Source organism: Roseimaritima multifibrata (assembly GCF_007741495.1).
GTDB lineage: Bacteria > Planctomycetota > Planctomycetia > Pirellulales > Pirellulaceae > Roseimaritima > Roseimaritima multifibrata.
Genome location: NZ_CP036262.1, coordinates 5,390,022 through 5,415,506 on the forward strand (window position 1 = coordinate 5,390,022; position 25,485 = coordinate 5,415,506).

The window sequence follows — 25,485 nt, forward strand, 5'->3', positions numbered from 1 at the left end:
GCGGCGGGCGTTTTCGCTACAACGTCTGTTGCAGATTAGCCGTCGGTTTCTTGGCGGCAGCGACCAACTTTGCCAGCGGACGTGCTGTCGAAGTTTTGGATCGCTGATACGAAACCGCATCCCGCGGAGCTTCGTTGACGGCCGTCGAACGTTTTCCGGTCTTGGTAGGCTCTGCAATCTTTTTGAACAATCGGTCCTGATTCGAAGGAAGATCCTTCTCTTCAAGGGGCTCCAGTTCCCCGCGGACCACTCGGACCTCACGAGGAGCCTCGATCCCCAACCGAATTGTGTTTCCTTGGATCCGCAACACGGTCACCGTGATGTTGTCGCCCAGCTGAATTTTTTCGTTCAATTTGCGGCTTAGAACCAACATGGCAATCTCCTTCTGCCGAATAGTTTGTGGCCTTGCTATTTCCGTTTTTCGCTTGGCCGTCAGATAATAAGAGTGTAAAGCACGTGCCGTGCCAAAAAGCTCTAGCCATCGCAGAAGAGATGCCGTAAGCTGATACCAGCAAGGAACTTGCGCCCTTTTAGTTGTTGCCGCCGCAGTTTTTGCAATCCCTTGGCGTTGTACCTTTTTACAAAGCTTTGCAATCCGTTCTCTTTTCCGAGGTAGTGATGCTAGATCGGTCGGAATACGTCGAACAAGCTTACCTCTTTCAACTCCTGCGAGAACGGATCATCGAACAGATCCCACTGCAGGAATTGCTGGAGCAGGTACAGATGGAATTGCTGGTGACGACGCGTCTACCGATGGCGGTCAATTACCTGCTGACCGAATTGAAACACAGTGGTTTGCTAAGCCCCGCGGTGGAACGACTGCAGCATTACTTCACCCCTTTCCAAGCCTTTCTGATTTCAGAAGCGGAAGACGAAACGGGGCGTTTTGACATGCGAGTCGCACTGCATGTGATGCAAGCGGACGCAAAATTTCGCAGTGATGCGATCACCCCGGCAGGGCTGTTTCTTTTTCAATTCGAAGCCCTCTGCCGAAACGGGCTGAATTACGACCGAGGGCTAAAAGCGGTCGCCGCCGACCCTCAATTTGATCCCGCATGGCAATCTTGGATCGGCGAAGTTCGCAACCAAGTCGGGTTTATCGATCTGGCCGATATGATCTTCCTCCGCAGCGAAGAATACCTTCGATTGGCAACCCAGGCAGGCCAAGACGTCCGCGATAAACCGGTCGCCCTGTTCGGTGAAAAGGAAGGAAGGATTGCCCAAGCCAATCGCCGAAAAGATCCGACCTACCTCCTAAGTGCTCTGCAACGTCACCTTAATTATCCTCCGGTCCCCCGAGCCATTCCCGTCGATACCGCCAAAGAATTGCTGCCGCAAATGATGCGTCGAATGGAACGTTTGGAAGCGAGGCTAAAACTGCTAGAGGAAGAAGCACGAGGCGGAATCGACCTCAGTAAATTCTACGTCCCGCCAACCGATTTCGCCGGTTCCTGAGTTCACAGGCGGCTTGGCCTGCTGATGATAAATGGGGCAAGAAAATGGGGGCAGGAAAATGGGGACGAGGGTAACAAGTTCCAGCTCTCAGCTTAAAAACGGGGCTTGATCTTCAGGGGCAGAATCGGTTACAGGCGAACCTCGACGCCCCCTGCGCGGAAGAACGCCATGCGCGGGTGTCAGACGACCGCTTCCGTTCATCCATAATCGTGTTCAGATAATATGATCCAGCCCATTCGCATCGGCCTGTTATTGCCTCTTCTGCTCGCCAGCGGGATGGTTTTAGGAACCTGCAGCTCGGCAAGTGCCCAGATCTCACCTGGCTCCCTGAACGGAAATTCGGGCAGTGTTTACAACGCCTTTTCCCAGGGCGAGGGAGTCGCGACGCTACAGGCTCAATTAACCAACACTCTGCGAGCGACGACGATCCAACAACAGGGTTTTATCCACCGAGTCACCGAATACGTGAACGTCGATCGCCTGCCGATTGGTTTGGTTCTGGCCGTTCAGCGATACGCGATTCGCAAGAATCCTGTGTATCCATTCCCGTACTTCGAACGTGCCATGCGTTTCGAAGCGAAGAAGCGTGGAGTCTACCTTCCCCCGGTGGCGTTGGTCGCAACGACACCAGGCGAAGCTCACAGCCTCTCTCGCGGCTACTAGGCGGTCGATCACCGGCCCTGAAGACCAGGAGGGGCTAGTTGGTTTGGTCAAACCAACCCAACGAATCGAGAAACGCGATCGATTTGTCCGTCGTGTCGCGATAGTTTTCGCCCCCGCCCGGCTGTTTCTTGTAATTGAAGAAACCGTGTTTCTGCCCTTTGTATAAATGCAATTCCGAGCGTAGCCCGGCATCCTGCATCGCCTTCTGAAATCGTTCGGCCGTAGCGACCGGGATCAAACTATCATTGGTCCCCAAAAAGACGATTGCGGGAGGATCGTCCGCCGTGATGTTCTCCGACGGCGAAAAACGTTGAACTTGATCGCCAACGCGTCCGTTTCCCCACTGGCCGGGGCGATTGTCATAAACGGGATTGAAGAGCACCAAAGCGTTTGGTTTTCGCGACACCCCGTCGCGAACCTCATCGTCCAGCATGCCAAGATAGGCAGCTAGGTGCCCCCCCGCCGAACCACCACCTGCAGCGATCCGATTCGGATCGATGCCAAGCTCGTCCGCATGCCCACGGATATAGCGAAAGGCATCCGAGACATCTTCGGTGCAGGTAATGGGGGGCGTATTCTTCGGGGTTCCCTTCAGCAACCGATACTCAACGCGAAAGCAAGCCACTCCACGGGCAGCCAGTTCTTTGCTGTGTTCTAGAAACTGCCCAGGTTTACCGCCGACCCAGCCACCACCGTGAAAGAAAACGACCGCCGCTCGAGGCGAATCGCCAACGGCTTCGGCAGGCCGTGTGTAGTCGATGCGAAGCTTTCGATCACCCACTTGTTTATAGACCATCGAACCTTCAACAGGTTCCGCCAATGCAGGGGAAGCGTCGTCAGCAGCGGTCGCGCCATCCCCCTCTGCACATACCGCGGAACCGCAACACGCGGACAGCCACACGCCAAAGAAGAGGAAAACAACCGATGCAATATTACTCATGTCGCGATGTACCATGGAGAACTCAATGTTGAATGACCAGCCACGCTCCAAAACAATTCCAAACGGCTGACTTTTTAAATGTGGCGCAAACCACGAAACAGAAATCTATCCCAAAAGATTGAGCACTCACTTCGATTCGAGTGAAAAATCTGCTGAGTCCGTCCCCCCCGCATCCACAACAATTGTCAATTCAGTATCGACATTGTACTTCGCTGGAAGCGATTCTTTTCGAGTAGGCCGGACCATATCACTTAAATACTCAGAGATCTGTTCAGCTGATATTTCAGGATTCAAATTCCCGCCCGCGATCTCCTCCTTTTCGAGTATCTGCCGAGCCTTAGAAATCTGTTCTTCCGTTGGCGACGCTACCTTGGTTGTAACAACACGCACGCGGTGCGTCCCTACAACAGCCCCGTCTTCGTTAGCGATAGGACAATTCAAGCTAAAACGGCCCATTGAATCCGTGCGTCCGTACGAAGGCTTGCCACTGGCGACTCCTTTAGCATCTCCGACCGGCTCAAAGATCAGTTTTGCATCCGATAGCGGCTGACCATCGAGCGTCACGACACCCGTCACCGGAACGTAGGTTTCACCGTTACCACAACCGAGCAAAAGTGCAACCACTCCCCCAAAAGCAAGGCATTTCCAAACACAAAGAAATCTAATCATCAAATGGTTCCAAAACAGAAACAAAAACGCAAAGACAAAACGACTCTATTGCCCTGGAACCTCACCACCGGCAATGGTTGCCATATTCCCAAGTACCACAAGGTCGATGGTCTCGGAAATGAAGGTAACGCTTCCATCGGCTTTGGCAAACTGCACACCACTAGGGTGAAAACTGCCAATAAACCGTTTGCAGGCGTTCGTCGACACACCTAAATCATTCGCTGTCTGTTCGCAAATCGCGTAATCCGTGATTCCAAAAGAGGGAACGGGATAGCCAACCGTTATCGAAGAGAGCGCATAAGAGGTGTAGCTATGAGCCCAAAAAGTTCCTCGAGTGGGAGTGGTCCTGGTATGGGCTTCGCCCACCAACAAGGTATGACTTGTACCGTCCACAATATCAGCAAATCGAGTCGGGCTAACACCATTACCGATCGCTGTTAGCACCCCTTTGTCCTGACTTCGAGTTACCGAGAAATGAGCCGCATCATCATAATATGCTGCCCCGTCGGATCGTCCTGACACACCACGATAGGAACTCGTTGCAAATTTGCGGCCGCAACAAGCACCCGTGGATGGCGTAAGCAACTGCCCAGCCCCTATATCGCTAGGGCAATTGTACGCTGGGAGACTGGTAGTTCGGACCGCTTCGTTAACCGATGAAAGACTGTCATGCACGTGACTATATTTGTCGTAGAGGCTTCCTTGTTCAATGAAGGGCAAAATGCCTGTCGCCCAGCCCATGAATCCACGAGCCGAAACAAACCCTGAGTGATTGAACTGGTTCGAACCAATCGGAAACGTTTTATTCACATCATTGTAATTGTGCATGGCCAAAGCCATCTGCTTGAGGTTGTTACCACATTGCATACGACGAGCCGCCTCACGCGCTGCTTGAACAGCAGGTAACAACAAGCCAACGAGCACACCGATAATTGCTATCACGACCAACAGTTCAACCAACGTGAACCCACCGCGCAATCGAACGCGATTCATACCACTCTCCTAACTTAGATAACGTAGAAAGCCAAGCTCAGGAAACTCCGTCCTGACCTAGCATCTTACCATGAAAGAAAAATAATACGACACTAAGGTCTGACAACAAGGGGATAGCCCCCTTTGAATCCACGTCGGCCCATGTAAGCACTCGACTCGATTGCCGATAAGCTTTTGCTGGAAAAGATTCTTCAGCGCGAGGGGAACGGATGGACCTAGAGATGCCCCAAGCAGGCGTTAAGCAATCGCCAAGAGGCTATGGGTAGGGAGGGTTCAAACCGAATCGTCCCTCTATACGTTGTCGGTGGCGCGACGGAACAGCATCCATGTCGCTGATTTAACTCAGCCTGAACACCAACGACCGCCTTCAAACCGAAAGAACCGAACGGCGCATTCTCATGGCGGAAAGACAAATCGTCACACCAATTACGCAACAAAGACACAGGGTCCTATGCAGGATCTGTGCCTTGTTTGCAATCGCGATATTGTTGGCGCATTTTCCCCGTCAAAACCAGCGTTGCAGAACAGACGGCTGGTTTCATCCGCGGGCGATACATTCACTACATCGTGCCGCCGTGGGTACGGATCGGTGACATATGGCTTGGCTGATCCAAGTGCCAGAATCGCTCCCACTCTTCGACCAGCATTCGCAAGTCTTCCGAAGTGTAAAGCAACTGCTGGACCCGTCGCTCTGGACGAGGCGAGTAGATCGGCAGGAAACAGCCGGTGGTCGACGTCAAGCAGACGGCCAGTAAGCAAATTTGTAACAATCGACGCATCGTTCGTTCCTCCGTGAACGGTCGGCAGTCTCTTCGACTAAGTTGATTCGGGGGGATTGGGGAACGGGGTCGATTTCGTGATTTCGCTTTCTTTAGCGGCCAAGAGGTCCGCTGCTTCGGCTAAATCACGAACTCGTTGTTCCATTTCCTTGCCGGGTTTGAAGGTGACCACGTACTTTTCAGCGACTTCGACTTGATGGCCTGTCCGCGGGTTTCTGGCTTTGCGAGCCGCCCGCTTCTTAACCTCGAAGACTCCAAAATTACGCAGTTCAATCCTTCGCTCTCGGACCAATGTGTCGACGATTCCGTCAAAGGTCTTTTGGACAATCACCTTCGTTTGTTGTTGGGTCAGCCCAACCTCTTCGGAAATCGTACGGACGATATCTTTTTTTGTCACAGCCTACTCTCCGAGACGACGCTCGTTGCGTTGTAAACCCTTCCCGCTTCACAACTTAGTTGCTTCGAAGTCTAGGTCGCCACAACACGATCGTCAAGGTCGCCCGCGGTTCGTTCCCCGCGGTAACCCCCTTTGGAGAGTGGACCGATACAAACGATATCGTCGCTACAGTCGTCAAACTTGACCAAATTCATCGGAACCTGGAAAACAATTCCTTTTTCCTTCAATGGCAAGGAGAACTTCGCGTGCCACTTGTAAAACCTGCCGAGCGGCCGCCTGCTGGCGGGCAATTCGATCCATGGGAGCCAAGACGTGCCGGCTTACCTGATTCCTAGCCCTTGGCGGTTGCTCCGGACCTTCCTCGACGGAGGAACCAACCAAACGCTCCGACAACGCCACCCCTATATAAAGGCAGCCATCAAGTGCCTCAGGAGCTCCAGGGCCCAGGTGCCCGGTGATCGATACCGCTAGATCGGCTTCAGCGGTCTTTGCCAAGACTCCGCTAGCCATCTGCAGGGCAACCTCTGCACAGACCGCTGTTTCCAAAGCCATTTGCTTTTCAGAAACCCCCAGCCAAGCCGCTTTGGTCGCTTCGCGGTAGGTGACTGCCGACCCGCACAAATAGTTAGAAATTCCGGGTATCGCAGCCAGAGTCGCCGACACAAGCCCGGCGGTGCAGCTTTCAGCAAATACGATTTTCGCATTCCGCTGAGCGAGAATCGTCGCTAAAGCTTGAGCGGCTTCGTTCATCGTGAAGAGTCCTCATGGGTGGCTTCCGAACGACTATCGAGCCGTTGTCGGAGCACGCCAAGGGAGGTTTGCGTTCGACGCGGTCGCCGGAGCGGGATTGGTCGTCGGATAGTTCTGTACCGATCCTGGTGAAGCTTGGACCGGCACCGATTGTGGCAATGTCGACCGAGCCATCGTTGGCTGGATGTTCGCAGACGGGGAGACCCCCGAACCGACAACGTTCCAACTATCGGTCGCAGCATTCCCGGGAGGAGCTGGCAACGTCTGGTTCGCCTGAGCGTTTGCGTAAGCGCCAACGGTGTTCGGCTGCCAAGGCTGTGCATTCGCAAGGGCTGGATTAACAGGAACCAGAGGAGCCCCCGGGGTCACCGCAGGCTGAGCCGCATAGGCTTGCTGGCCGGCGGGAGTCAGATCGTTGACTGGCATTCCTCGCAACTGCGGCCCGAAGGAACTGGTCGCTACGGCGTTCGAATCCATCTGTGCATAGCCCGCCTGTTGGACGGCAAGCGGCGGACTTGCAACCTGCGGCGGCAACGCCGCATTCGCCATGGCATAATTATTTACATTCCCAAGGGGGTTTGCATTTCCCTGCATCGATGGAACAAATCCGTTCGTCGTATGGGTTTGCAGACCGGGCAGGGTCGGACTGTTTTGCAAATTTGATTGTGCGATCAAATCGCTGGTCGGCATCCCGGCAAAGGACTGCGGCGATTGCGGCGGTGCGTTTTGCACATAGGGATTCTGCCCCCCAACGCTACCGGTTTGCGGCGGAGGGACACGTGTCGAACCTACCAACGGATTGGTCGGGAGCGCCACCTGGGAACCTCCTTGCTTACAGCCGAGGGAGACCACCAAACAACCTAGCACAGCCCAATGAAGGGAATGCCAGAGGCGATGGGGGATTGCGGTTCGGATCTTAACTGGATTCATTGGAGGGCCTTACGAACTAGCGCCTTGATGCTTTCAGAAAGTTTCTTAGCATTTCACAGGCTGGGGTCGAAAGAGCAACTTTCGGTGACCTTTAATAAATCTCTAATTTTCTTCCCAGAAAATTGAACTGTCTTTTACTTAGAAACGTGAAACCATGCGTGCTGCGAATTGTTTGCGACCTGTCGAAATCAATCGTCAGAGCTGGGGCCAAGCCCCCGGCCGAGTCCTCTACCAAAGCGGCGAAACGGTGGTCCTCTGCACCGCATCGGTGCAGAGCCGCGTTCCCGATTGGATGGTCGGAAAAGGAAAAGGCTGGGTCACCGCCGAATACAACATGCTGCCGCACAGCACCGGATCGCGGAAGAATCGTGACCGCAGTGGCAAAGTCGATGGGCGGACCACCGAAATCCAACGTCTGATCGGTCGCTCCCTGCGAGCCATTGTCGATCTGGAAGCCTTGGGCGAGCACATGATCACGGTCGACTGCGATGTCCTGCAAGCCGACGGCGGGACTCGAACCGCCGCGATTACCGGCGGCTATATCGCCTTGGTCGATGCGATTCGGTCCGTTCTTCCCGAAGCCCAAATCGGGACGCCGCCGGTTATCGATTCCGTTGCCGCGGTCAGCGTTGGCGTCGTCGACAACGAAATCGTCTTAGACCTGGACTATCCACTCGATTTTGCCGCCCAGGTCGACATGAACGTCGTGATGACCGGCAGTGGACGTTTTGTGGAAATCCAAGGAACGGGCGAAGAAGCGACTTTCGACGACGACCAACTTGCCGCCATGCTGAAATTGGCTCGCAGTGGGATCGCCGAACTAACCGAACGCCAGCGAACGGCACTGGCGAACTGATTCGAGAGGCACGTCGATACGTTCATGGCGATGCCGCCGCCCCCAACCGCCTAGACTCCGCTTTGTTTCGCTACTCGGATTCGGATGTCGTCAGCTGGTATACCCCGGCGGACACGCCCCGTTCTTCGTGGTTAAAAACGGCAATAAAGAGCGCGTCGTCATGCGGCGTCAGGTAGTAGGGGACGATGCGGGGAGGGAGTCGATGACTGAGATCCTCCCAGGTTCCGTTTTTTAAGTCCTGCCACGTTTTAAAACGAATGAACTTGTTCTCGTCGCAATCGTTCCCTGCAGCGTAAGAAGGGCAGAAATACGATGTGGCGTACCAGTATCCATCAAAGAAATCCACATCGTTCAATACCAGGCCGGTCGACTTCCAACTTCCAGCCGGTGCATCTTTCTTCTTTTCGAAACTGTTGTGGACTTTGTACTCTTGCTTGCCAAAATCGACGACTTCAACCACAGCACCAGCACTTGACCCAATGACGTACAGCCTGCCGTCGACAATCGTCAGGGCGCGAGAATATCTAAAATTCGAAGGCAGATCCAGCACGCCCGCACTCTTGCCATCCTCCTTAAATCGAAACACCTGCCTACCATCTGGGTTGATCGAATAAAGCCAGCCGGTCGATTCATCAAACACGATGTCGTGCGGACGCACGAGCTTTACATCTGCCAGCGAACTCATGCTGTCTTGCACCTCGGCGACGGCAGGATCGCGAAAAGTGATTAGCCGGTGGTTTCCCGTGTCCGTCGCATAAAAAAGCTGATTGTGCGGATTGAAAACGACGGCATGGGCGTCTTTCAATCCATGGATGGCCGACTTGCGAAACGGCGACTTGGAATCGGTGCGATAAAACAGCGCATCGTTTGCGGTCACAATCTCGGTTTTGCCACTAAAGACAATATGCGTGCAAGCCGGGAACGAACCACTCGTCGGCGCATATTTCGCAATCTGAATGCCCTTCGGCATTTTTTTTTCTTCAGCAACGATCAGGCCTGCACTAAACAGCCAAACCATATTCAAAACGGCAAAAATCATTCGGTTCGTGTTCATGCGATATTGGAATCCTAGAGAGGGTGCGTTGGAAAGCTGGTATTAGACTAGTCGAAAGGTGGCCCCAGACACGGAGACACGGAGACACGGAGACACGGAGACACGGAGACACGGAGACACGGAGACACGGAGACAAGTTTATCCAACGCTGAAGCGGCTACGGATGCCCATTCGATATTTACGGATTAAGAAATCGGATGTTGGCTTTGAGGCTTGAACACCAGAATGGGCTGCGCGGAGTTGCGCCGCATGCCATCGACTTTCTTAGCGGAACGGCGCGAGCCGTCCGGCAATCGCATAGAAAACAGAATGTTTTTGCCGATCCGCTAAGAAATCCGCCCGCAGATGCCAAAGTAGATGGTCTTATTTGGGGCTCGCGGACCGCTGGAGAATCGCTGCCGTGATCCGGATCGGATGATCGATCGAACGATTCCGCATGCGCTCAATGCACTAGGTCCAGACAATACTGGCACCGCTCACTAGCGAGCGGCGCCGGCAAATGAATCGCAATTAGATGGTCGATTCTTCCAAGAAAAGCGTTTCGTCGTCGTCGCGTTTTTCGTCTTCATCGTCCAAGCCGAGGAAATAACTTTGGACGGCTTGATCATGGGTAGCAGCCCGGTCAAGCGGCACAGATCGCTGGCTTACAGGCAACTCCGCGCTCGCTTCGCCCTGCGGAGTACTGTTCATGGCGATGTCACCATCCTCTGGAGATTCTCCTTCGCCTTCCCCTTCTGAACTGCCATTAACCGTACCGGAATCACCTTGGTTGCGATTCAAGTGATTGATCACAAGAAGGGCGTCAAGCGGCGTTACAAAATCGTCCGCGTTGACATCGAAGTACAACTCGGCCCCATTGGTGATCGCTTCATCCAAGGGCCCTGGACCGTTGCGATTGAGATAGTTGATGATTTCCAGAGCATCGACCGGCTGCACACTACCATCCGCATTGACGTCCGCTGGAAGCACAGGGTTGTGGTAAGGATTTGGGTTCGATTCGACCGTCAGACTGACGTCGATCGGCATATGGTAAGCCGGCACGGAATCGTCATAGACATCGATAACCAAGTTGATTTCCTGCGGCGCTAATACGGAAATCCCATCGCGCAACTTTAGTTGTTCCCCTACGACTTCAAAACGATCGTCATTGACCGTTGCATAAGCGGTCGAAGGCTGGTCAGGGTCATCGATTTGAATGGTACCGACAACAGCCCCTGCGACGCGTTCTCGCAAGGCATATGCAAGAAACGAAACCTCTGTGGGCGCTTCATTGACATCGATGACATTCAGTTCGATCGTTTCGGACGTCTCGTATTCGCCGTCGCTGACGGTGACCTCGATCCCTTCAAGGTGATCGGTTTCATAATCCAAAAATTCGCCATCTTTCAGTCGCAGTATGTCATCGACGACCTCAAAACGTTCATCTTCAACGGTGTACGTGTAATCGCCACCGAAGTCTTCATCCAAAGCGAACAACAGCCCTAAGGAGCGGTTTCCGATGGTTTCGTTTTCAGGAATCGCGTCATAAGCTGAAAAAGAGATCCCATAGACCGGCTCGTTGACATCCGTCACTTGAAAAAGGACCGGTGAGAACACGGGATACTCATCGTCTGCACCTTGAGCGGCAATCGTGACCGTAAAGATCGGATTGTTCTCAAAGTCCAACTCGGCCCCTGCGGCCAATACAAGTTCCCCATTCTGGATTTCGAAGTCTTCGTTTCCGACGACCCAAATATCAACCGCTTCACCAACATCAGGGTTTTCTAAAACGATGATCGCAAGTGGAACGCCGACTCCCACATTTTCGGGTACGGGAGGAGCGGTCGCCTCGAAGATGCCGATCCCATCATTCACGGGATCAATGCCCAAAAAGACATTTTCCGGTTCCGATGCCGAGCGTCCGTCATGGGCGATCACCTGGAAGCCATCGGTACCGTTGACATTAGGGTAGGGCTGGTAGGTCAATCCACCCGATGGTGAAACCGAAGCGTTTCCAAGAACGGGATTCGACACCTTCAGAAGGATAAATTGATCGCCATCATCGGCGTCGCTGACTCCACTTAGCAAGGCGGGAGCGTTCCGCTGCAGGACGGTATCTTCATTTAAAAGAAAACTAGGGGAATTGCTAAAAGCAGGCGCTTCATTTTCAGGTTTCACGAACAGCCCAAACAACAGATCGACCGAGGCTTCACTGGTGGCCAATTCTACCGAATGGCCTGTTGGCATCACAAATTCAACTTGCAGGACCGCGTAAGCGCCTCCCATCAGCATGCGATTTCCACCGTCAACCAGCACCAAGCCTCCACTTGGCGACGGACTGACCGGAGCCGACGTGACGACCCGCGACTGCGCGATGTCATAGACCACCAATTCGCTCAACAAGTCGCTTTCGCGGTTAAGCCCAAAGATCAAGGCCCGCTCGCCATCCAGCGTGACCGCGGATTCGATCCCGGTCACTTCGCCCAAGAGGGCAAAATTATTTGCCGCGTCCAAGACCAGGCGATCGCCAACGTCGTTTTGAACGACAACGATCCCGCTAGCGTCGTCGAATGCATCGACAGAAACGCCCGATTCAATCAGTCCCGACACGCCGTCAATTACCGTCCCGGTGGCATTGCTTAACAGAGACAGTTCCAACCCCGATTCGGTCTGATTTGCAAACAGGGAAGCGGTCGCATCGGGATTCGTGCTTACCGAGGCTCCTGGGTTGACGAAGACTGCCGCGAAATCGACCGTCCACACTCCGTCGTCATACTCAAGGCTTCGCAGCAGGCTGAACCCGTCGTCAGCGTCCGCAACTAAAAATCCGTGCCCCGTTGCATCGAGGGCAACCGAACTCCAGCCTTGCTCGGATCCCTGCAACCCCAAATCGACCGCCGTGGTTGATGACGAATCAAAATCGACCAGCCAAGCTTGCTCCGCTTGGTCGACCGTCGAATCACCTAAAACCAACACTTTGCCGTCGGGCAACGGCTGAATTATTTTGGGGACGCCCGCCAGGGCGATCTGTTGGTGTGTTCCGGTTTCCACATCGATCTGGACAATCGTTTGCGATTCCAAACCGTAGGCGAACGAGCCATCAAAACTGGTCGTTTGAAGCTCGACATCAGCGATTTGAATCACTTCATTGCTGACGGTCGGCTGAACTGGGGTGGTCTGTTGCTGGGAAAGCGAGCCGTTATACAGCCGGACCACATAATCGCCGACTGCCAGTCCATCGAAGGAAAATTGGCCGTTGGCATCGGTCCGCTCGAGTGGTTCCCCCATCCCCGGAGAACCGTCTTGATTCAAATCAAGGTAGACCAAACGGTCTTCCAGCCCCGCTTCTCCTTCGCTCATCCCCCGCGATTGGTCCGCATCTTCGAACACCATCCCAGTGATAGCAGCAAGCACTCGCCGATCACACAGTTGCTCCAGTCGTAATTGTCGCCGGACAACTCCGCGTGAGCGAGCGTTTCGACCTTGGACACGATCACTTCGGGACATGCTGAAAACCCAATGTTTGTGGATTCACACCCACCAAAGGAAGAATAAAAAGGATGTAATGGGATGCATCCCCCTCGTTAGAAGCAAATGCGTCAGGAAAGTTCCCAGCCAATGTCACACTTTGATTGCCTTCCTCCATTGTTCCTAAAAACTTGAAGGTGACAACATTTAAACGCGAAAAAAACAACTCTGAACTTTAAATTCGCTTAGAATATGCAAAATGGACGGCCACCTCCGTTTCCGATTCAAGTCGCGGGCGGGCCGTTCACGTTTCTATTCTTGACTTGCTCCGTTTGGGGATGCTGTCGCGATGGGCTGTTTCAAATCTAAAAAAATACCAATGCGTTTCGTTACCCTTTGCTTATTTGCTAGCGCAATCTTGGTCCAGAGCGGCTGTGGCGGCGATTCAGCTCCCGCTCCCTCCACCGATACGGCACCAGCGGCCGCCCCGGGCCCCGAATCCTCCGACGGCGGCATGGATCCTACCATGGAAGGCCCAAGCGGCGAGAGTGCAGCGATGCTTCCTCCCGAAGGGCCCCCCGGCGAGGGCGCGTCGGCCGAAGCCTTGGCGGCCCCCTCCTCCGGTGAAGAAGAGATGTACGCGGCGGGAGAACCGGGCATGGAGATGGACATGGGAATGGAACCGGGGCTGGGTATGGAACCCGGCATGGAAATGCGAATGGGAATGCCAGGCGAAAGTGACACCTACATCGATGAATTGACCTTTGCCACCGTCGGAGGTCAGAAGAATTCTCCGGCGGAAGGCATGCTGGCGGGCTTAAGCGGCCTTCTTTCCGGAGCAGGCGGCCTGGTGAAGGGCAGCAGCCGCCCCCTCAGCCTAAGAGACATGGCAAATCAAGCTTTTATGGGCGGCGATGAAGCACTCGCATTGCGATTGCTGCATGCCCACCTTGCCGCGGAATTCGATACCGCCGGGGCCGCCTACGATGACGTTCGCTTCAGCAAAGCCCTCCGCGAACCGACTTGGCTGGTCCGCTGGGGGACGTCGATTCACGTTCGAGGGGACAGCCTGACCGACACCCATCCGATCGTGGAAAACATGCCGTCCCCCATCACCATCCCGAATCGCGGAGCAGGGCAGGGGGGCATGCGCAACAATCGTGCCGGCGGCGAAGCGGCAATGGAATCCCTTGGTGCGGCGGGAGAGATGCTGGAGCCCGCAAGCCGAAGAGGGGCTGCGGCGCAATTTAGCCCGTCCAACCAGATCGATCAAAATTTGAAGAAAAAGCTGGGATTGGTCGCAGAATTCACAGGCAAAAACTTCGACTCCAGATTTGCCGATGGCTCCTTCGGCTATGGATTTGTCACCGCCATGGCGTCCGCTCAAGCCGACGCCCCACAGCCACCCGCTGGCAACCGTAGACCCGGCGGGATGGAAGGCATGATGCATGGGGAAATGGAAGGAATGATGGAAGAGGAAATGGCTGGGATGTCTGCCGGTGCACTCGGGATGCCTGCCATGGATCCTGCATCGACCGTCCGCGGAATGCCAAGCCCTGATTCCCTGCGAAACCGAATGACGGACCCGAATCGCCTATCGGCCGGCATGAACGAACCGGGCATGGAAGGTGAAATGAGCATGCAAGCGATGGAGGGAATGCTGCCGCCCGGAGCCGCTCCACCACGTGCCGCCGGAGGCCAACACCCTGGGCAGCCCGCCCAAACCACCTACAACCCGGCTTACCCTCGCTGGCGTCCCGGTATTGTTTCGCTTGGCGAAATGTCTCAACTGGACGCGTTGGAACTAGCCAAAAAAGAAGGAATCCAATTCCTGCTCCACTTCGATGTCAGCGTGCAGGACAAGAAGAACCGAACCATGGTCCGCGTATTAAACGTGACAACAGGGGATACGGTGGTCGTTTCCAAAAAAATGGATAACGTCGAAGTCTATCGGCTTGTCCAAGCTGAACGGACGACCGAGCGTGAATTTGTCGAAGAAATCATCTCGGAAATGTTCACCGTTATCGACGAGAAATGCAAAGTCGAACCGATGATCAAACTGACTCCAGAGATCGCAAAGCAGCGGATCGCAGCATTACTTCAGGAAGCCCCCGGATTCGATTTTTCAGGAATGGCCGAAGTCCGGCTCTTCCAGTTTCTCGGGCTTTTGCAAGAAAACGAAGTTGCCGGCGCCCTCCATCTATTCGGAGGGGATGACGCCCTAACCATGATGTACGCAATGCCCGAACGAAGGCGGGAAATCGTCCTGCGTGAACTAGGCATCAGCGGAAATTAGGTCCACGCCCTGGCGAGCGTAGCTACGTGACCGCCGTAGCTACCGTCGCCAGACGGTGGTTCCCACTCGGAAACCATCGCGTACTGATTTCACGTCCCGAGCGAAAAGCGACACACTTCCCCCGGGCGGTACCAGCATTTACTCGGAAACCGTTACCAGCCGATCGTAGGCTTCTTGGTACTTTGCTTGCGTCCTGGAAATAATTTCCGCAGGCAACGCTGGCGGCGGGCTGTTGCGATCCCAATCGGTCTCGCTAAGCCATTGGCGGACAAACTGTTTGTCGAAGGAAGGCTGCGAGTTCCCCGGTTTGTAGGCGTCGGCCGCCCAGAACCGCGAGCTATCAGGCGTCAGCACTTCATCGATCAAGATTAATTCGCCATCCACTTGGCCGAATTCAAATTTGGTGTCGGCGATCAAAATCCCACGTTTCGCAGCGTATTCCGCCGCGGTGCGGTAGATATCCAGCGTTGCGGTACGGAGCTGGTCGGCCAACGATTCGCCGATCGAAGCGGCCATGGTCGCATAAGAGACGTTCTCGTCATGCCCCTCTTCGGCCTTGGTTGCCGGGGTAAATAGGGTTTCGGGCAGTTGGTCACATTGCTGCAGTCCAGCGGGCAACGTGCAATCGCAGACGGCTCCGGTTTCCAAATATTCCCGCCAGCCACTTCCTTCCAAATAGCCTCGTGCGACACATTCGAAGGGGATCACGCTCGCTTTGCGGACGACCATCGAGCGTCCCTGCAGCGGTTCCAAATCGATTCCCGGCAATTTTTCTTCAGGCAATTCGCATGAAATCAGGTGGTTAGGGAACTTGAGCAGGTCGAACCAAAACTGGCTCATCGCGGTCAACAGGCGTCCTTTCCCCGGAATACCAACCGGCAAGATCCAGTCGAATGCACTGATTCGGTCGGTGCTGACAATCAACATCGAATCGCCCAAGTCATAGCAATCGCGTACTTTGCCGCTTCGTTTAGGCAACGGCAAATCCGTCTTCATTAATGCCCCAGCATTATCGATCTCAAAACTCATTGCACAAAACTCCGATAGCAAAACATGAATACCTAGCGGACACGTTTTACCCGAAAAGGAATCCGTTTATTAGCGGCGATGCGATCGATCGGGGTAGAGAATGGCCCAAAAAACCAGCAAACGGGCTCTTACGGTGCCGTCCTAAAAAGTTAATCCGATTTTTCTTCCTAATCGTCAAAGTTTGCCACAGTCCTGGCCGATATTTACTTTCGGGCGGGGAAACCCGATTTCCGATGAAATCGACGTTTCCCCGATGGGGGGCTTCCACTGATGGCTCCATGACTTGGGCTTGGCAACTTCGCTAAGTCAGGGAAATGGGCAATGGTAAGGAAGCCTAAGAATGAATCGTCGGCTATTTCGCTACGCCGCTGTTTTTCAGCTTGGTCTGGCTATTTTCATGTCAGTCGGTTGCACACCTACGCAACCGTTCTTTTTGAATGAATCGCCAAACCTTCAATACTATCTGGATGCCGCTTCGGCGATTGAGTATCCGGACGTGGAAGTGGACAGCCTTGCTGAGACCACCGAAGCGCTGAAGCCATTGGCAATCGACAACCACGACTTTGAGTATTGGGATTTGTCGCTGGAGGACTGCGTTTCGATCGCTCTCCAGAACAGCAAATTCTTTATCACCGTTGGTGGCAACGCTGAACTGCGTCAGAACGTGGCTTCGCAAATGTTGAGCGGCCGAGCGGAACAGTTCGGTTCGGTCTACGACGTCGCCATCCAACAGAGCACGACTCAGTCGGTTCCCCTGACGGTGGATAGCCAGGGAAACCGCACCTTGCCTCGTGGAGCGGCTCGAGCCAGCCAAGTTGGTGGTGTCGAAGACGCGTTGTCCGAATTTGATGCTCAGGTCAGCGGGTTCTTTAACCTGAACACAACCGACCGAGTACGCAACGTCGGTCCCAACAATGTGTTCAACCCGCAGCAATACCAAGCTTTCGATACGACGCAACAAGCGGCGATCAGCAAGCGTACGGCGACTGGTGGAGTCGTCACCCTGCGAGAACAAGTCATCTATTCGTACAACAACATTCAACCCAATGCTGCCGGACGACAGGTCCCCAGCGACTACACAACAGTGATTGAAGCTCAGATCCAACATCCTTTGTCGCGAAACCGAGGGACGTTGATCAACCGCCTACCTGTTGTCCTTGCCAGCTTAAACGAAGACACCACCCTTACCGACTTCCAGATTTCGGTCCGCAACCTGGTCCGCGATGTTGAAAACCACTACTGGAACCTATACGTCGCCTACCGCAATGTCGAAACCGCGATGATTGGCCGCAACAGTGCTCAAGCGACGGCCTACAATGCGAAATCGATTCTGAAGAATGGTAAAGGAACGATTCAAGACGTCGCTCAAGCCGAGGGTCAGTACTTCCAGTTCCGCATGCAACTAGAAGCGGCTCTGACAGGATCCAACGTTCCTGGCCTGGATCGTTACGGAGTCTACGGGTCGGAACGCCTGCTGCGTGAAACCATGGGACTTGCCGCTACCGATGGCCGCTTGATCCGTCCAATCGACGAACCCTCGATCGCTCGAGTGGAATTCGACTGGGACGATGCTCGCTGCGAAATGTTGTACCTCAGCCCCGAACTACGAAACACCAAAACCGAAATCAAGAAAGCGGAGCTCGAACTGATCGGAGCGAAGAACCGTTTACTACCTGAAGTCAACGTTTCCTTCCTCTACCGATTTGTCGGCGTCGGCGACACACTGGGGCCACCCAGCGGAAGCGACATCGCGGCTCCACTGCCAGGTTCCTCCTCGCTTGGAGCCCTGACCAGCGGGGACTACCAAGAGGTCGCAGCCCGCCTGGATGTGACTCCAGCGGCGATCGGAAAACGTCGAGCTCGTGCGGACATTCGCAATAAAGAACTACAGATCGCTCGCCGCAAAGCTTTCTTGCAGGAACAAGAACGCCTGCACGTCAGCCAACTAAGCGACGCGTTCACCAAGCAAAAGAATCACTACAAAGCAATCGAAGATGCCGCTCAACAGTTGGCCGCTTACGACCGCGAAGTAGAAGGCCGGATGTCCGCTTACAAATCGGGCAACAATCCGATCAACGAAGTGCTGCAAAGCCAAACACGTCGAGCTCAAGCTCAGGTCACTTACTACCAAGCCTTGGCAGAGTACAACAAATCGTTGAACTACATTCACTACCTGAAAGGGACGTTGCTGCTGAATTCGAGCATCGAACTAGAAGAAGGTCCTTGGCCTAAGAAAGCCTACTGGGATGCGATCGAACGGGCTCGGGAACGAACGGCTGGCAAAAAGATGAAGTACGGTGTCACCCGACCGAATGTGGTTCGCCGCGGTCCTATCCAGGAACCGATCCAGCACGCACCTCAAGCGTCCTACCCGCAAGGTGCGACAATCATCGAGACATCCGAACCGATGATCATCGAAGAAGCCGTTGGTTCCGGATACGAAGAAATCACCTCCAACGAGATCGAATTTCTTCCTCCGATCCAGTCGATCCTCAGCGAGTAATCGCTCGCGAAATCGACACCGCAAATCCCCAATGAAGACGCGAACGCGATGGGAGGGCGATAGCTTATACTATCGAACCTCCCATCGTTTTTTTGCTTCCTTGCACTTCCATCTCTGCCGAACAGAAATCCACCATGTCTGCGACAGCCGACGCACTACTTGAATCTCTCATTCGTTTCCCTTCGGTCAGCGATCGCTCCAACCGAGACGTCAGCCAATGGATAGCCGACCGGTTAAGCGAACGGGGATTCAGCATCGAATGGCTAGCATACAAAGACAATAACGAAGTCGAAAAAGTCAACGTGATCGGCCGCCGCGGTCCCGACGCCGACGGGGGTTTGGCGTACTTCGGACACAGCGACGTCGTCCCCGCAATCCGTTGGCAAGGGCCGACGGAAAACAGGCCCGAGCTCGCAAGTCACCAGCATCCCGACGAAGCGGCTTTCCTTCCCACCCGAACAGACCAGCGAATCTACGGCCGCGGCGCCTGCGACATGAAAGGCTCCCTAGCCTGCATGTTGGCGGCTGCGGATCAAATCCCTGTTTCCGAACAACGTGCACCTTTAACATACGTCTGCACCGCCGACGAAGAGATCGGTTTTGCAGGGGCACGTCAGGTAGCCGCCGCGTCGCAAACCTTTCAGAAACTCCGCGACGAACAACCGCTGGGAATCATTGGCGAACCGACTCTATTAAAAGTCGTCCACGCTCACAAAGGGATTGCTGGCTATCGCTTCATCAGTCACGGACATGCGGCTCATAGCAGTTCCCGCGATGGCCTGAACGCCAATCTTGCGATGGTCCCACTGCTGGCGGAAATACACCGCTTGCACGAACTGAGCGAGACCGATCCGCAGTTCCGCAACATGAACTTTGATCCACCGACACTCTCTTGGAATTTCGGAGTCAGCGACGGAGCGACCGCGGTCAACATCACGCCTGCAGAAAGCCAGGCCTGGGTCTTCTTTCGCCCCATGCCCGGCGTCGATGGAGAACCACTGGTGCGGTCTCTTCTTGCCAAAGCCGAATCGCTGGGGATCGAAATCCGAACGGCATCTGGCAGCCCTCCGGTCTGGGTCGAACCAAACGACAAAGCGATTCAAAAGATGTGCAAGCTGACGGGATGCAGCGAACCCAAAACCGTTTGTTACGGCACCGACGGCGGGCAATTCACCGATCTCAAACAGCTATTGGTAATGGGCCCCGGAGCGATCGCTCAAGCCCACACGGTCGATGAGTGGATCGATCTAAGCCAGCTGGAACGAGGGACCGAAATCTACGCCGATTGCATCCGTCAGTGGTGCTGCTAAAGGCCCGCAGATTCTGCCGTGTTCATTTTATCGGCAGCGGCATCGAGTCTCGCAATGTCGCCGTACGCGCAGCGAAAGAATGTTGAAGTCATAGCACGTAGTAGTGAGGTGGTGCCGGTTTTGGGGGCCACCGGGAAGCTTGCGCCGCTCATGCGGCGGCTTCGTACTGTGTCGGCGTGAGGTAGCCGAGAGATGAATGTCGGCGATCGGTGTTGTAGTACTGGATGTACTCAGTCAACTCGCGTTTTGCGATCGCCATACTCAGGTATTCGGCCATACCCATTTCAGTCTTGAGAGTTCCGAAGCATGATTCCATAAATGCATTGTCGTAGCAGTCGCCCGCACGACTCATGCTCTGTCGCATTGATGCACGAGAGAGAATTCCACGATACCGCTTTCCTGCATATTGGCCACCACGGTCAGTGTGGTGAATCAATCCTGCCGAAGGCTGCACAGCTCGAATCGATCGCTGAAGAGCTGTCACAGCGAGTTGTTCAGTCATGTCATCGCGGAAATCCCATCCAACAATCCGGCGTGAATAGCGATCCATCAGCGTGGCAAGATATCCAAAACCAATACCATCGACGGGAATGTACGTAATGTCGCCTACCCAAAGTTGACCAAAGGTGGTCGGTTCTAGCAGATCCAGCAAAAGGTTAGGACTGTACCCAAGCCGATGTCGACTTTCGGTGGTTCGCGGCTTAAACGATTTCGGCTGAATCGCGCGAAGTCCTGCATCTTCCATGAGTTTTGACACTCTGCGACGGCCGCAATGAATGTCCATTGTCTTCAGTTCCTCAACGATTCGACGGCTGCCATAGCGGCGTTTATGCTTTCGGAAGACCGCAGTGACGATCGGCAGTAACGCGGCATCAGACTCATCGCGCTCCGAGCCTCCGGAACGCTGCCAGGCTTGAAAGGAAGACCGATTGAGCGATAGGAAATCACAGACCTCTCGCTCGGATGCTATCTGCAGCTGGACAATCGACGCGGCAGCGGGATAGATTTCGGCTACTCGTTGCGGCCGAAAATGATTAACGCTTTTTTTAAGACGTCGCGCTCCCGCTCGACGCGACGCAACTGATTCTCCAGCTCTTTGACCCGATCATCCATCGCGTCGGCCACCGGGCCTGCGGCTGTCAACTGCTGCTGTTTCCACCGACGGACGATGGTTGGGCAGGTAATGCCCAGACGTTCTGCCACCGACTTTGCGGAGTGCCCATCGAGGAGCATTTGAACTGCCTCTCGCTTAAAGTCTTCATCGTAAACCCGTCGCGTTTTTGCTTTCTTGGCCATCCATGATCCCCAGGAGCTTGTGGTTGATAGTCATACCAAATTTTTAGCTTCCTGGTGGCCCCCAAAACCGGCACCACCTCATAGAGTCTCTCCGAGACTCGTGCTCGCGAATCTTACCGCCTCGGAGAGGCGGAGCTACGAGAGAGGCAATCGTTTGCCGGAACGGCATCGCTATCGCTCTTTGGTCCGGCCTACGTCATAGGCAGCGGCATCGAGTCTCTTAATGTCGCCGTACGCGCAGCGAAAGAATGTCGAAGTCATAGCACGTAGTAGAGTCTCTCCGAGACTCGTGCTCGCGAATCTTACCGCCTCGGAGAGGCGGAGCTTCGAGAGGCAAGCGTTTGCCGGAACGGCATCGCTATCGCTCTTTGGTCCGGCCTACGTCATAGCACAACCGCCATCGAGTCTCTTAATGTCGCCGTACGCGCAGCGAAAGAATGTTGAAGTCATAGCACGTAGTAGAGTCTCTCCGAGACTCGTGCTCGCGGATCTTACCGCCTCGGAGAGGTGGAGCTTCGAGAGAGGCAATCGTTTGCCGGAACGGCATCGCTATCGCTCTTTGGTCCGGCCTACGTCTCATTTTATCGGCAGCGGCATCGAGTCTCGAAATGTCGCCGTACGCGCAGCGAAAGAATGTTGAAGTCATAGCACGTAGTAGAGTCTCTCCGAGACTCGTGCTCGCGAATCTTACCGCCTCGGAGAGGCGGAGCTACGAGAGGCTATCGTTTGCCGGAACGGCATCGCTATCGCTCTTTGGTCCGGCCTACGTCATAGCACAACCGCCATCGAGTCTCATAATGTCGACGTTCACGCAGCGAAAGAATGTCGAAGTCATAGCACGTAGTAGAGTCTCTCCGAGACTCGTGCTCGCGGATCTTACCGCCTCGGAGAGGCGGAGCTACGAGAGAAGCGGAGCTTCGAGAGAGGCAATCGTTCGCCGGAACGGCATCGCTATCGCTCTTTGGTCCGGCCTACGTCATAGCACAACCGTCATAGCACAACCGTCATAGCACAACCGCCATAGCACGACCGTCATAGCTCAACCGTCCCCTGGTCGGTTTATCCGACAGGAACGAGAGATTTGAAATTAGCAGCGGTCAATCACAGCGTGTTGCCCGCCCGCTTACTCTTCTTCAAAGCGGGCGATCTGTTCGTGCAGATGCCACATATTGGGTTCATCCAACAGACACGCTCGCTCGATTGCTAACGCCTCTTCTTTGCGTCCCATTCGGAACAGGATTTCGGCCAAGGTGTCGCGGTAGGTGACACTGTCCGGCTCTAAGTAACAGGCTCGGCGTGACAACTCCAAAGCTTGTGGTAAACGATAGTCCGCGAGGGCCGCAACCCAGGCGAGGTTGTTGGCTCGCTGAGAATCGCCGGGAAACGCATCGAGATGTTTACGACCTTGTTCCAGGATTTGATCGAGTGCCGCGTTTGCTTCCGATTCCATCCCTTCTTCTCGCAAGACCGCCAAGACATCCTCGGCCAAAGTAATGTTTAGCGGATACATTTTAAGCGCCTGCTGTAAATGTTTCTTGACCGCAGCGGTATCTTGATCCTTGGCAGCGGCGATCGCCCACAACGATTGATACCGTGCGGGAATGATCAAATAGGCTCGCGAATAATAGACGGCCGACTCCAAAGTTCCGGCAGTCGCCAAATCGCTCCAACGAGCAGCCAACGCGGGTTCTTCCTCTTGAATCAATTTCGCATACGCAGGAGCGACCTGAGCAAATTCAAGTCCTTCGCTGGCTCCAAATGCGGTGTAACGCGTCAGGTGTTCCAGGGTTTCTTTCGCTAATTCGGTCTCGCCATGTTCGGCTAACTGTTCGGCGATATCGGTTCGCACGGCAAACGAGGTTCCGGCCAACATCCATCGCAGCATCCGACGTTGCTGTTCGGCCTGTGCCAGATTGCCCATTCGCTCCGTCGCAATGATCTCGCCCATCAGAGCCTTCAGCGCCAAGATTAATTCACTCTCCGCGGTGTTCACACGATGCTCCGCACCGGCGCGACTATGGCGATGCCATATTCGGCGATACCGAGCGAGCGCGTCCTTCGCACTACCGGTCTTCAATTCGATTTCTGCCAACCGCATTTCCGCTTCGGAATCTTCGTTGTGAGCCAGCGTCTGGTAAATCTGCTGGGCCTGTTCCTTGTATCCCAACTGCATGAAGAAATCACCCAATGCCGCATTCATTCGAGTGCCTCCTCTAATGATGCGTCCGTTGATCTCTCGATTCCCGGCCAGCAGGTCGAACAACTGTTCGGGAAGAGAATTTTGGCTGGAAGCGTTTGGTTCGATGCCTTGAAAAAGCTGATGAATGATCAGCAGTCGTTCGCTGGCAGGACGACTTGGTTCCAGTTTGGAATAGGCTTCCCAAACCAGTGCAATCGCCCTGGCCTTAGCACCGTCTCGATTCGACATACGGTGAATCAAGTCATACAAAATCAACGAATCAATCGCCGCACCGCTTTGGCCTCCCGACAACTGAATCGCCAGTTCTTGGTGGGAAAAATTCCAAAGTGCGATCACCGCCTGGTATCTCGCTTGCTTCTTGTCCGCTTGCGGGGGATCCAATTCAGCGATCCGGCGAAACATCTGTTCGGCACGTACGGTTTCCCCGCACTGAAACTGAAGCGTCGCCACCGCCACCAAACGAGTCAACGCCGACGGGTTCACGTCTGAGTTCGCGATGGACTTAGGAACGGGCCCCGCATCGTTTTTTCCATCGTCTGCCGCCGTCCCCCAAAGTTCTCGATGAGCCTCTTCAAACAGTCGTTCGATTCCTCTTTCAGGATCATCGGGGTCGATTCCCAACAGAGAAAATGCGTCTCGATAACGCGCAAGGAACCCGAGCACCTCAGCCGCTTCCACCGGATTGGCCTGCTGCAAAATCTGAAGCCCCGCTTCCACGTAACCGTGAATCAGCAAAGCTCGCCAGCGAAGGTCGGTCGCCAAGATATCCGTCGACGGATTCCCATCGGCCAACAACTTCTCCATCGCAGTCGTGGCAAGATCGGGCAGAGGGGCCCGATGGGCAGCGACCAAAACGTCGACCCAGTTCCGATCCGCGACCAAGCTTCCCGGGGTCGCGTTGCTGGCTGCCTCTTTCGATTCTTCGATCAATCCGGACCAGTTCCCCTGCAACAAATCGCAAGCCCGCACCATGTCCATTTGTTTTGCTTCACGTGCGACATCCAACGCGGCTCCAACATCCCCCAATGTCGCCAACACCAAAACCTTGGCCCGAATCTGCTCATTCGGAGTCCAACGATCGGCCGAGGCTGGTAGCCAACCGCGTTGCTGCAAATCGAATCCCAACTGAGTCAACAATTCGGCTCGAGCGACCGCCAGGGCAGGGGTTTCGGTTGCGACATCCAGAAGGTTGCAAAACGCGTCGACTTGATTCGATTCGACCGCCGTACGCAGATAGAAAGGGAAACGTCGTTCGATCGATTCACTAACCTCCTTGCGGACGCTTGGACCATCGACCGCCCCGGCGGCTTGTTCGATGGCGATCGTGACGGCCGAAAACAGACCGGCATCCAACAGCCCTTCCAATCGCTCCGCACCTTCAAGCCCGGCCAATCGCCGCAAGACTTCGGGCGGCGTGTCGGGCAACAAACCTTTTTGCCAGCGATCCAAAATCCAACGAGCTCGTGCGGCGACCTCGGGATCCGCGTCTCGAGCGGCACGTTCCACTTCCTCGCGTGCGGTCGCTCGTTCACTCCATAGTTCACGAGTCGCCATCTGACGCTGCGCATAATCGTCAGCCCCCAAACTCTCCCGCCGCAGTTCCAACATCTGCTCGGAAAATTCTCCGGTCGGCTCACCCTTCGGTGACACGTTAAGGGATTCTTGTCCCAACAGAGTCTCCGCAGCGAACGCTACAGAAAAGCCAACAAGAAAAGTGGCTAAAAGAATTTGAATGGATTGGAAGCGATTTTTCAGATCGAATAAAAGGCTGCGCATGGCGTCCGTCTTTATCCCTGCAGCGTCTCGGCCTCGCCGCGGGTGCGATGCGACACGAGAACGTTGGAAAGAGCTAAAATGGGGCTGTCTGTCCGAAACATAATCCTTAGTGTACTACAGTCTCCCATCGACAGCAGCTTTT

The 25,485-nt window shown here is 54.6% G+C and carries 20 protein-coding genes; 6 read left to right on the forward strand and 14 right to left on the reverse strand.

The window, feature by feature from the left end; genetic code table 11:
• Positions 1-16: 16 nt before the first annotated feature.
• A complete protein-coding gene (locus FF011L_RS19545; RefSeq protein WP_145353488.1) occupies positions 17-373 on the reverse strand; it encodes a carbon storage regulator in 357 nt (118 codons plus the stop codon).
• A 245-nt stretch (positions 374-618) separates the two neighbouring features.
• Between FF011L_RS19545 and FF011L_RS19550 the strand changes: the two genes are divergently transcribed.
• Together FF011L_RS19550 and FF011L_RS19555 are read left to right on the forward strand one after the other, a co-directional pair.
• On the forward strand, positions 619-1,455 hold the full coding sequence (locus tag FF011L_RS19550; RefSeq protein ID WP_145353490.1) for a hypothetical protein: 837 nt from the start codon (positions 619-621) through the stop codon (positions 1,453-1,455).
• A 222-nt stretch (positions 1,456-1,677) separates the two neighbouring features.
• Positions 1,678-2,118, forward strand: a complete 441-nt coding sequence (locus FF011L_RS19555; protein WP_145353491.1) for a hypothetical protein — start codon at positions 1,678-1,680, stop codon at positions 2,116-2,118.
• A gap of 34 nt (positions 2,119-2,152) precedes the next feature.
• On the opposite strand, the gene FF011L_RS19560 is transcribed toward FF011L_RS19555, so the two are convergent.
• The 7 genes from FF011L_RS19560 to FF011L_RS19590 form a co-directional block, all read right to left on the reverse strand.
• The gene (locus FF011L_RS19560) at positions 2,153-3,058 is read right to left on the reverse strand and encodes an alpha/beta hydrolase (protein WP_145353494.1); all 906 of its coding nucleotides are present in this window, start codon (positions 3,056-3,058) and stop codon (positions 2,153-2,155) included.
• Between the two features lie 126 nt (positions 3,059-3,184).
• Positions 3,185-3,727: a DUF4198 domain-containing protein gene (locus tag FF011L_RS19565; protein ID WP_145353496.1), complete on the reverse strand. Its 543-nt coding sequence runs from the start codon at positions 3,725-3,727 to the stop codon at positions 3,185-3,187.
• Positions 3,728-3,772: 45 nt separating this feature from the next.
• Positions 3,773-4,720 (reverse strand): DUF1559 domain-containing protein, encoded by a 948-nt coding sequence (locus tag FF011L_RS19570; RefSeq protein WP_145353498.1) that lies wholly within the window; start codon positions 4,718-4,720, stop codon positions 3,773-3,775.
• Between the two features lie 560 nt (positions 4,721-5,280).
• Entirely contained in the window at positions 5,281-5,499 is a 219-nt protein-coding gene (locus FF011L_RS19575) for a hypothetical protein (RefSeq protein WP_145353500.1), read from the reverse strand.
• 37 nt (positions 5,500-5,536) lie between these two features.
• Positions 5,537-5,896 carry an HU family DNA-binding protein gene (locus FF011L_RS19580; protein ID WP_145353502.1) on the reverse strand — a complete coding sequence of 120 codons (360 nt, stop codon included), beginning with the start codon at positions 5,894-5,896 and terminating at the stop codon, positions 5,537-5,539.
• Between the two features lie 174 nt (positions 5,897-6,070).
• Positions 6,071-6,646, reverse strand: coding sequence for a CinA family protein (locus tag FF011L_RS19585; RefSeq protein ID WP_145353504.1), 576 nt, complete (start codon positions 6,644-6,646; stop codon positions 6,071-6,073).
• Positions 6,647-6,679: 33 nt separating this feature from the next.
• The gene (locus FF011L_RS19590) at positions 6,680-7,462 is read right to left on the reverse strand and encodes a hypothetical protein (protein ID WP_145353506.1); all 783 of its coding nucleotides are present in this window, start codon (positions 7,460-7,462) and stop codon (positions 6,680-6,682) included.
• A 268-nt stretch (positions 7,463-7,730) separates the two neighbouring features.
• On the opposite strand from FF011L_RS19590, the gene rph reads away from it, so the two are divergent.
• Entirely contained in the window at positions 7,731-8,432 is a 702-nt protein-coding gene (gene rph, locus FF011L_RS19595) for a ribonuclease PH (protein ID WP_145353508.1), read from the forward strand.
• Between the two features lie 70 nt (positions 8,433-8,502).
• Here rph and FF011L_RS19600 read toward each other — a convergent pair whose 3' ends face one another.
• Both FF011L_RS19600 and FF011L_RS19605 read right to left on the reverse strand, forming a co-directional pair.
• Positions 8,503-9,486 (reverse strand): NHL repeat-containing protein, encoded by a 984-nt coding sequence (locus FF011L_RS19600; RefSeq protein WP_145353510.1) that lies wholly within the window; start codon positions 9,484-9,486, stop codon positions 8,503-8,505.
• 510 nt (positions 9,487-9,996) lie between these two features.
• Complete coding sequence (locus FF011L_RS19605; protein ID WP_145353512.1) at positions 9,997-12,972, reverse strand: dockerin type I domain-containing protein; 2,976 nt, start codon at positions 12,970-12,972, stop codon at positions 9,997-9,999.
• 340 nt (positions 12,973-13,312) lie between these two features.
• Here FF011L_RS19605 and FF011L_RS19610 point away from each other — a divergent pair, with 340 nt between their 5' ends.
• Positions 13,313-15,229: a hypothetical protein gene (locus FF011L_RS19610; RefSeq protein ID WP_145353513.1), complete on the forward strand. Its 1,917-nt coding sequence runs from the start codon at positions 13,313-13,315 to the stop codon at positions 15,227-15,229.
• A gap of 138 nt (positions 15,230-15,367) precedes the next feature.
• Here FF011L_RS19610 and FF011L_RS19615 read toward each other — a convergent pair whose 3' ends face one another.
• A complete protein-coding gene (locus FF011L_RS19615) occupies positions 15,368-16,258 on the reverse strand; it encodes a phosphoribosylaminoimidazolesuccinocarboxamide synthase (protein WP_145353515.1) in 891 nt (296 codons plus the stop codon).
• Positions 16,259-16,598: 340 nt separating this feature from the next.
• On the opposite strand from FF011L_RS19615, the gene FF011L_RS19620 reads away from it, so the two are divergent.
• Positions 16,599-18,761, forward strand: a complete 2,163-nt coding sequence (locus tag FF011L_RS19620) for a TolC family protein (protein WP_145353517.1) — start codon at positions 16,599-16,601, stop codon at positions 18,759-18,761.
• 134 nt (positions 18,762-18,895) lie between these two features.
• Complete coding sequence (locus FF011L_RS19625; protein ID WP_145353519.1) at positions 18,896-20,071, forward strand: M20 family metallopeptidase; 1,176 nt, start codon at positions 18,896-18,898, stop codon at positions 20,069-20,071.
• 148 nt (positions 20,072-20,219) lie between these two features.
• Here FF011L_RS19625 and FF011L_RS19630 read toward each other — a convergent pair whose 3' ends face one another.
• The 3 genes from FF011L_RS19630 to FF011L_RS19635 form a co-directional block, all read right to left on the reverse strand.
• Positions 20,220-21,077, reverse strand: coding sequence for an IS3 family transposase (locus FF011L_RS19630; protein WP_246109931.1), 858 nt, complete (start codon positions 21,075-21,077; stop codon positions 20,220-20,222).
• A 5-nt stretch (positions 21,078-21,082) separates the two neighbouring features.
• Positions 21,083-21,367, reverse strand: coding sequence for a transposase (locus FF011L_RS26920; RefSeq protein ID WP_246109524.1), 285 nt, complete (start codon positions 21,365-21,367; stop codon positions 21,083-21,085).
• A 1,123-nt stretch (positions 21,368-22,490) separates the two neighbouring features.
• Positions 22,491-25,343, reverse strand: coding sequence for a UDP-N-acetylglucosamine--peptide N-acetylglucosaminyltransferase SPINDLY family protein (locus tag FF011L_RS19635; RefSeq protein ID WP_145353521.1), 2,853 nt, complete (start codon positions 25,341-25,343; stop codon positions 22,491-22,493).
• Positions 25,344-25,485: the final 142 nt, after the last annotated feature.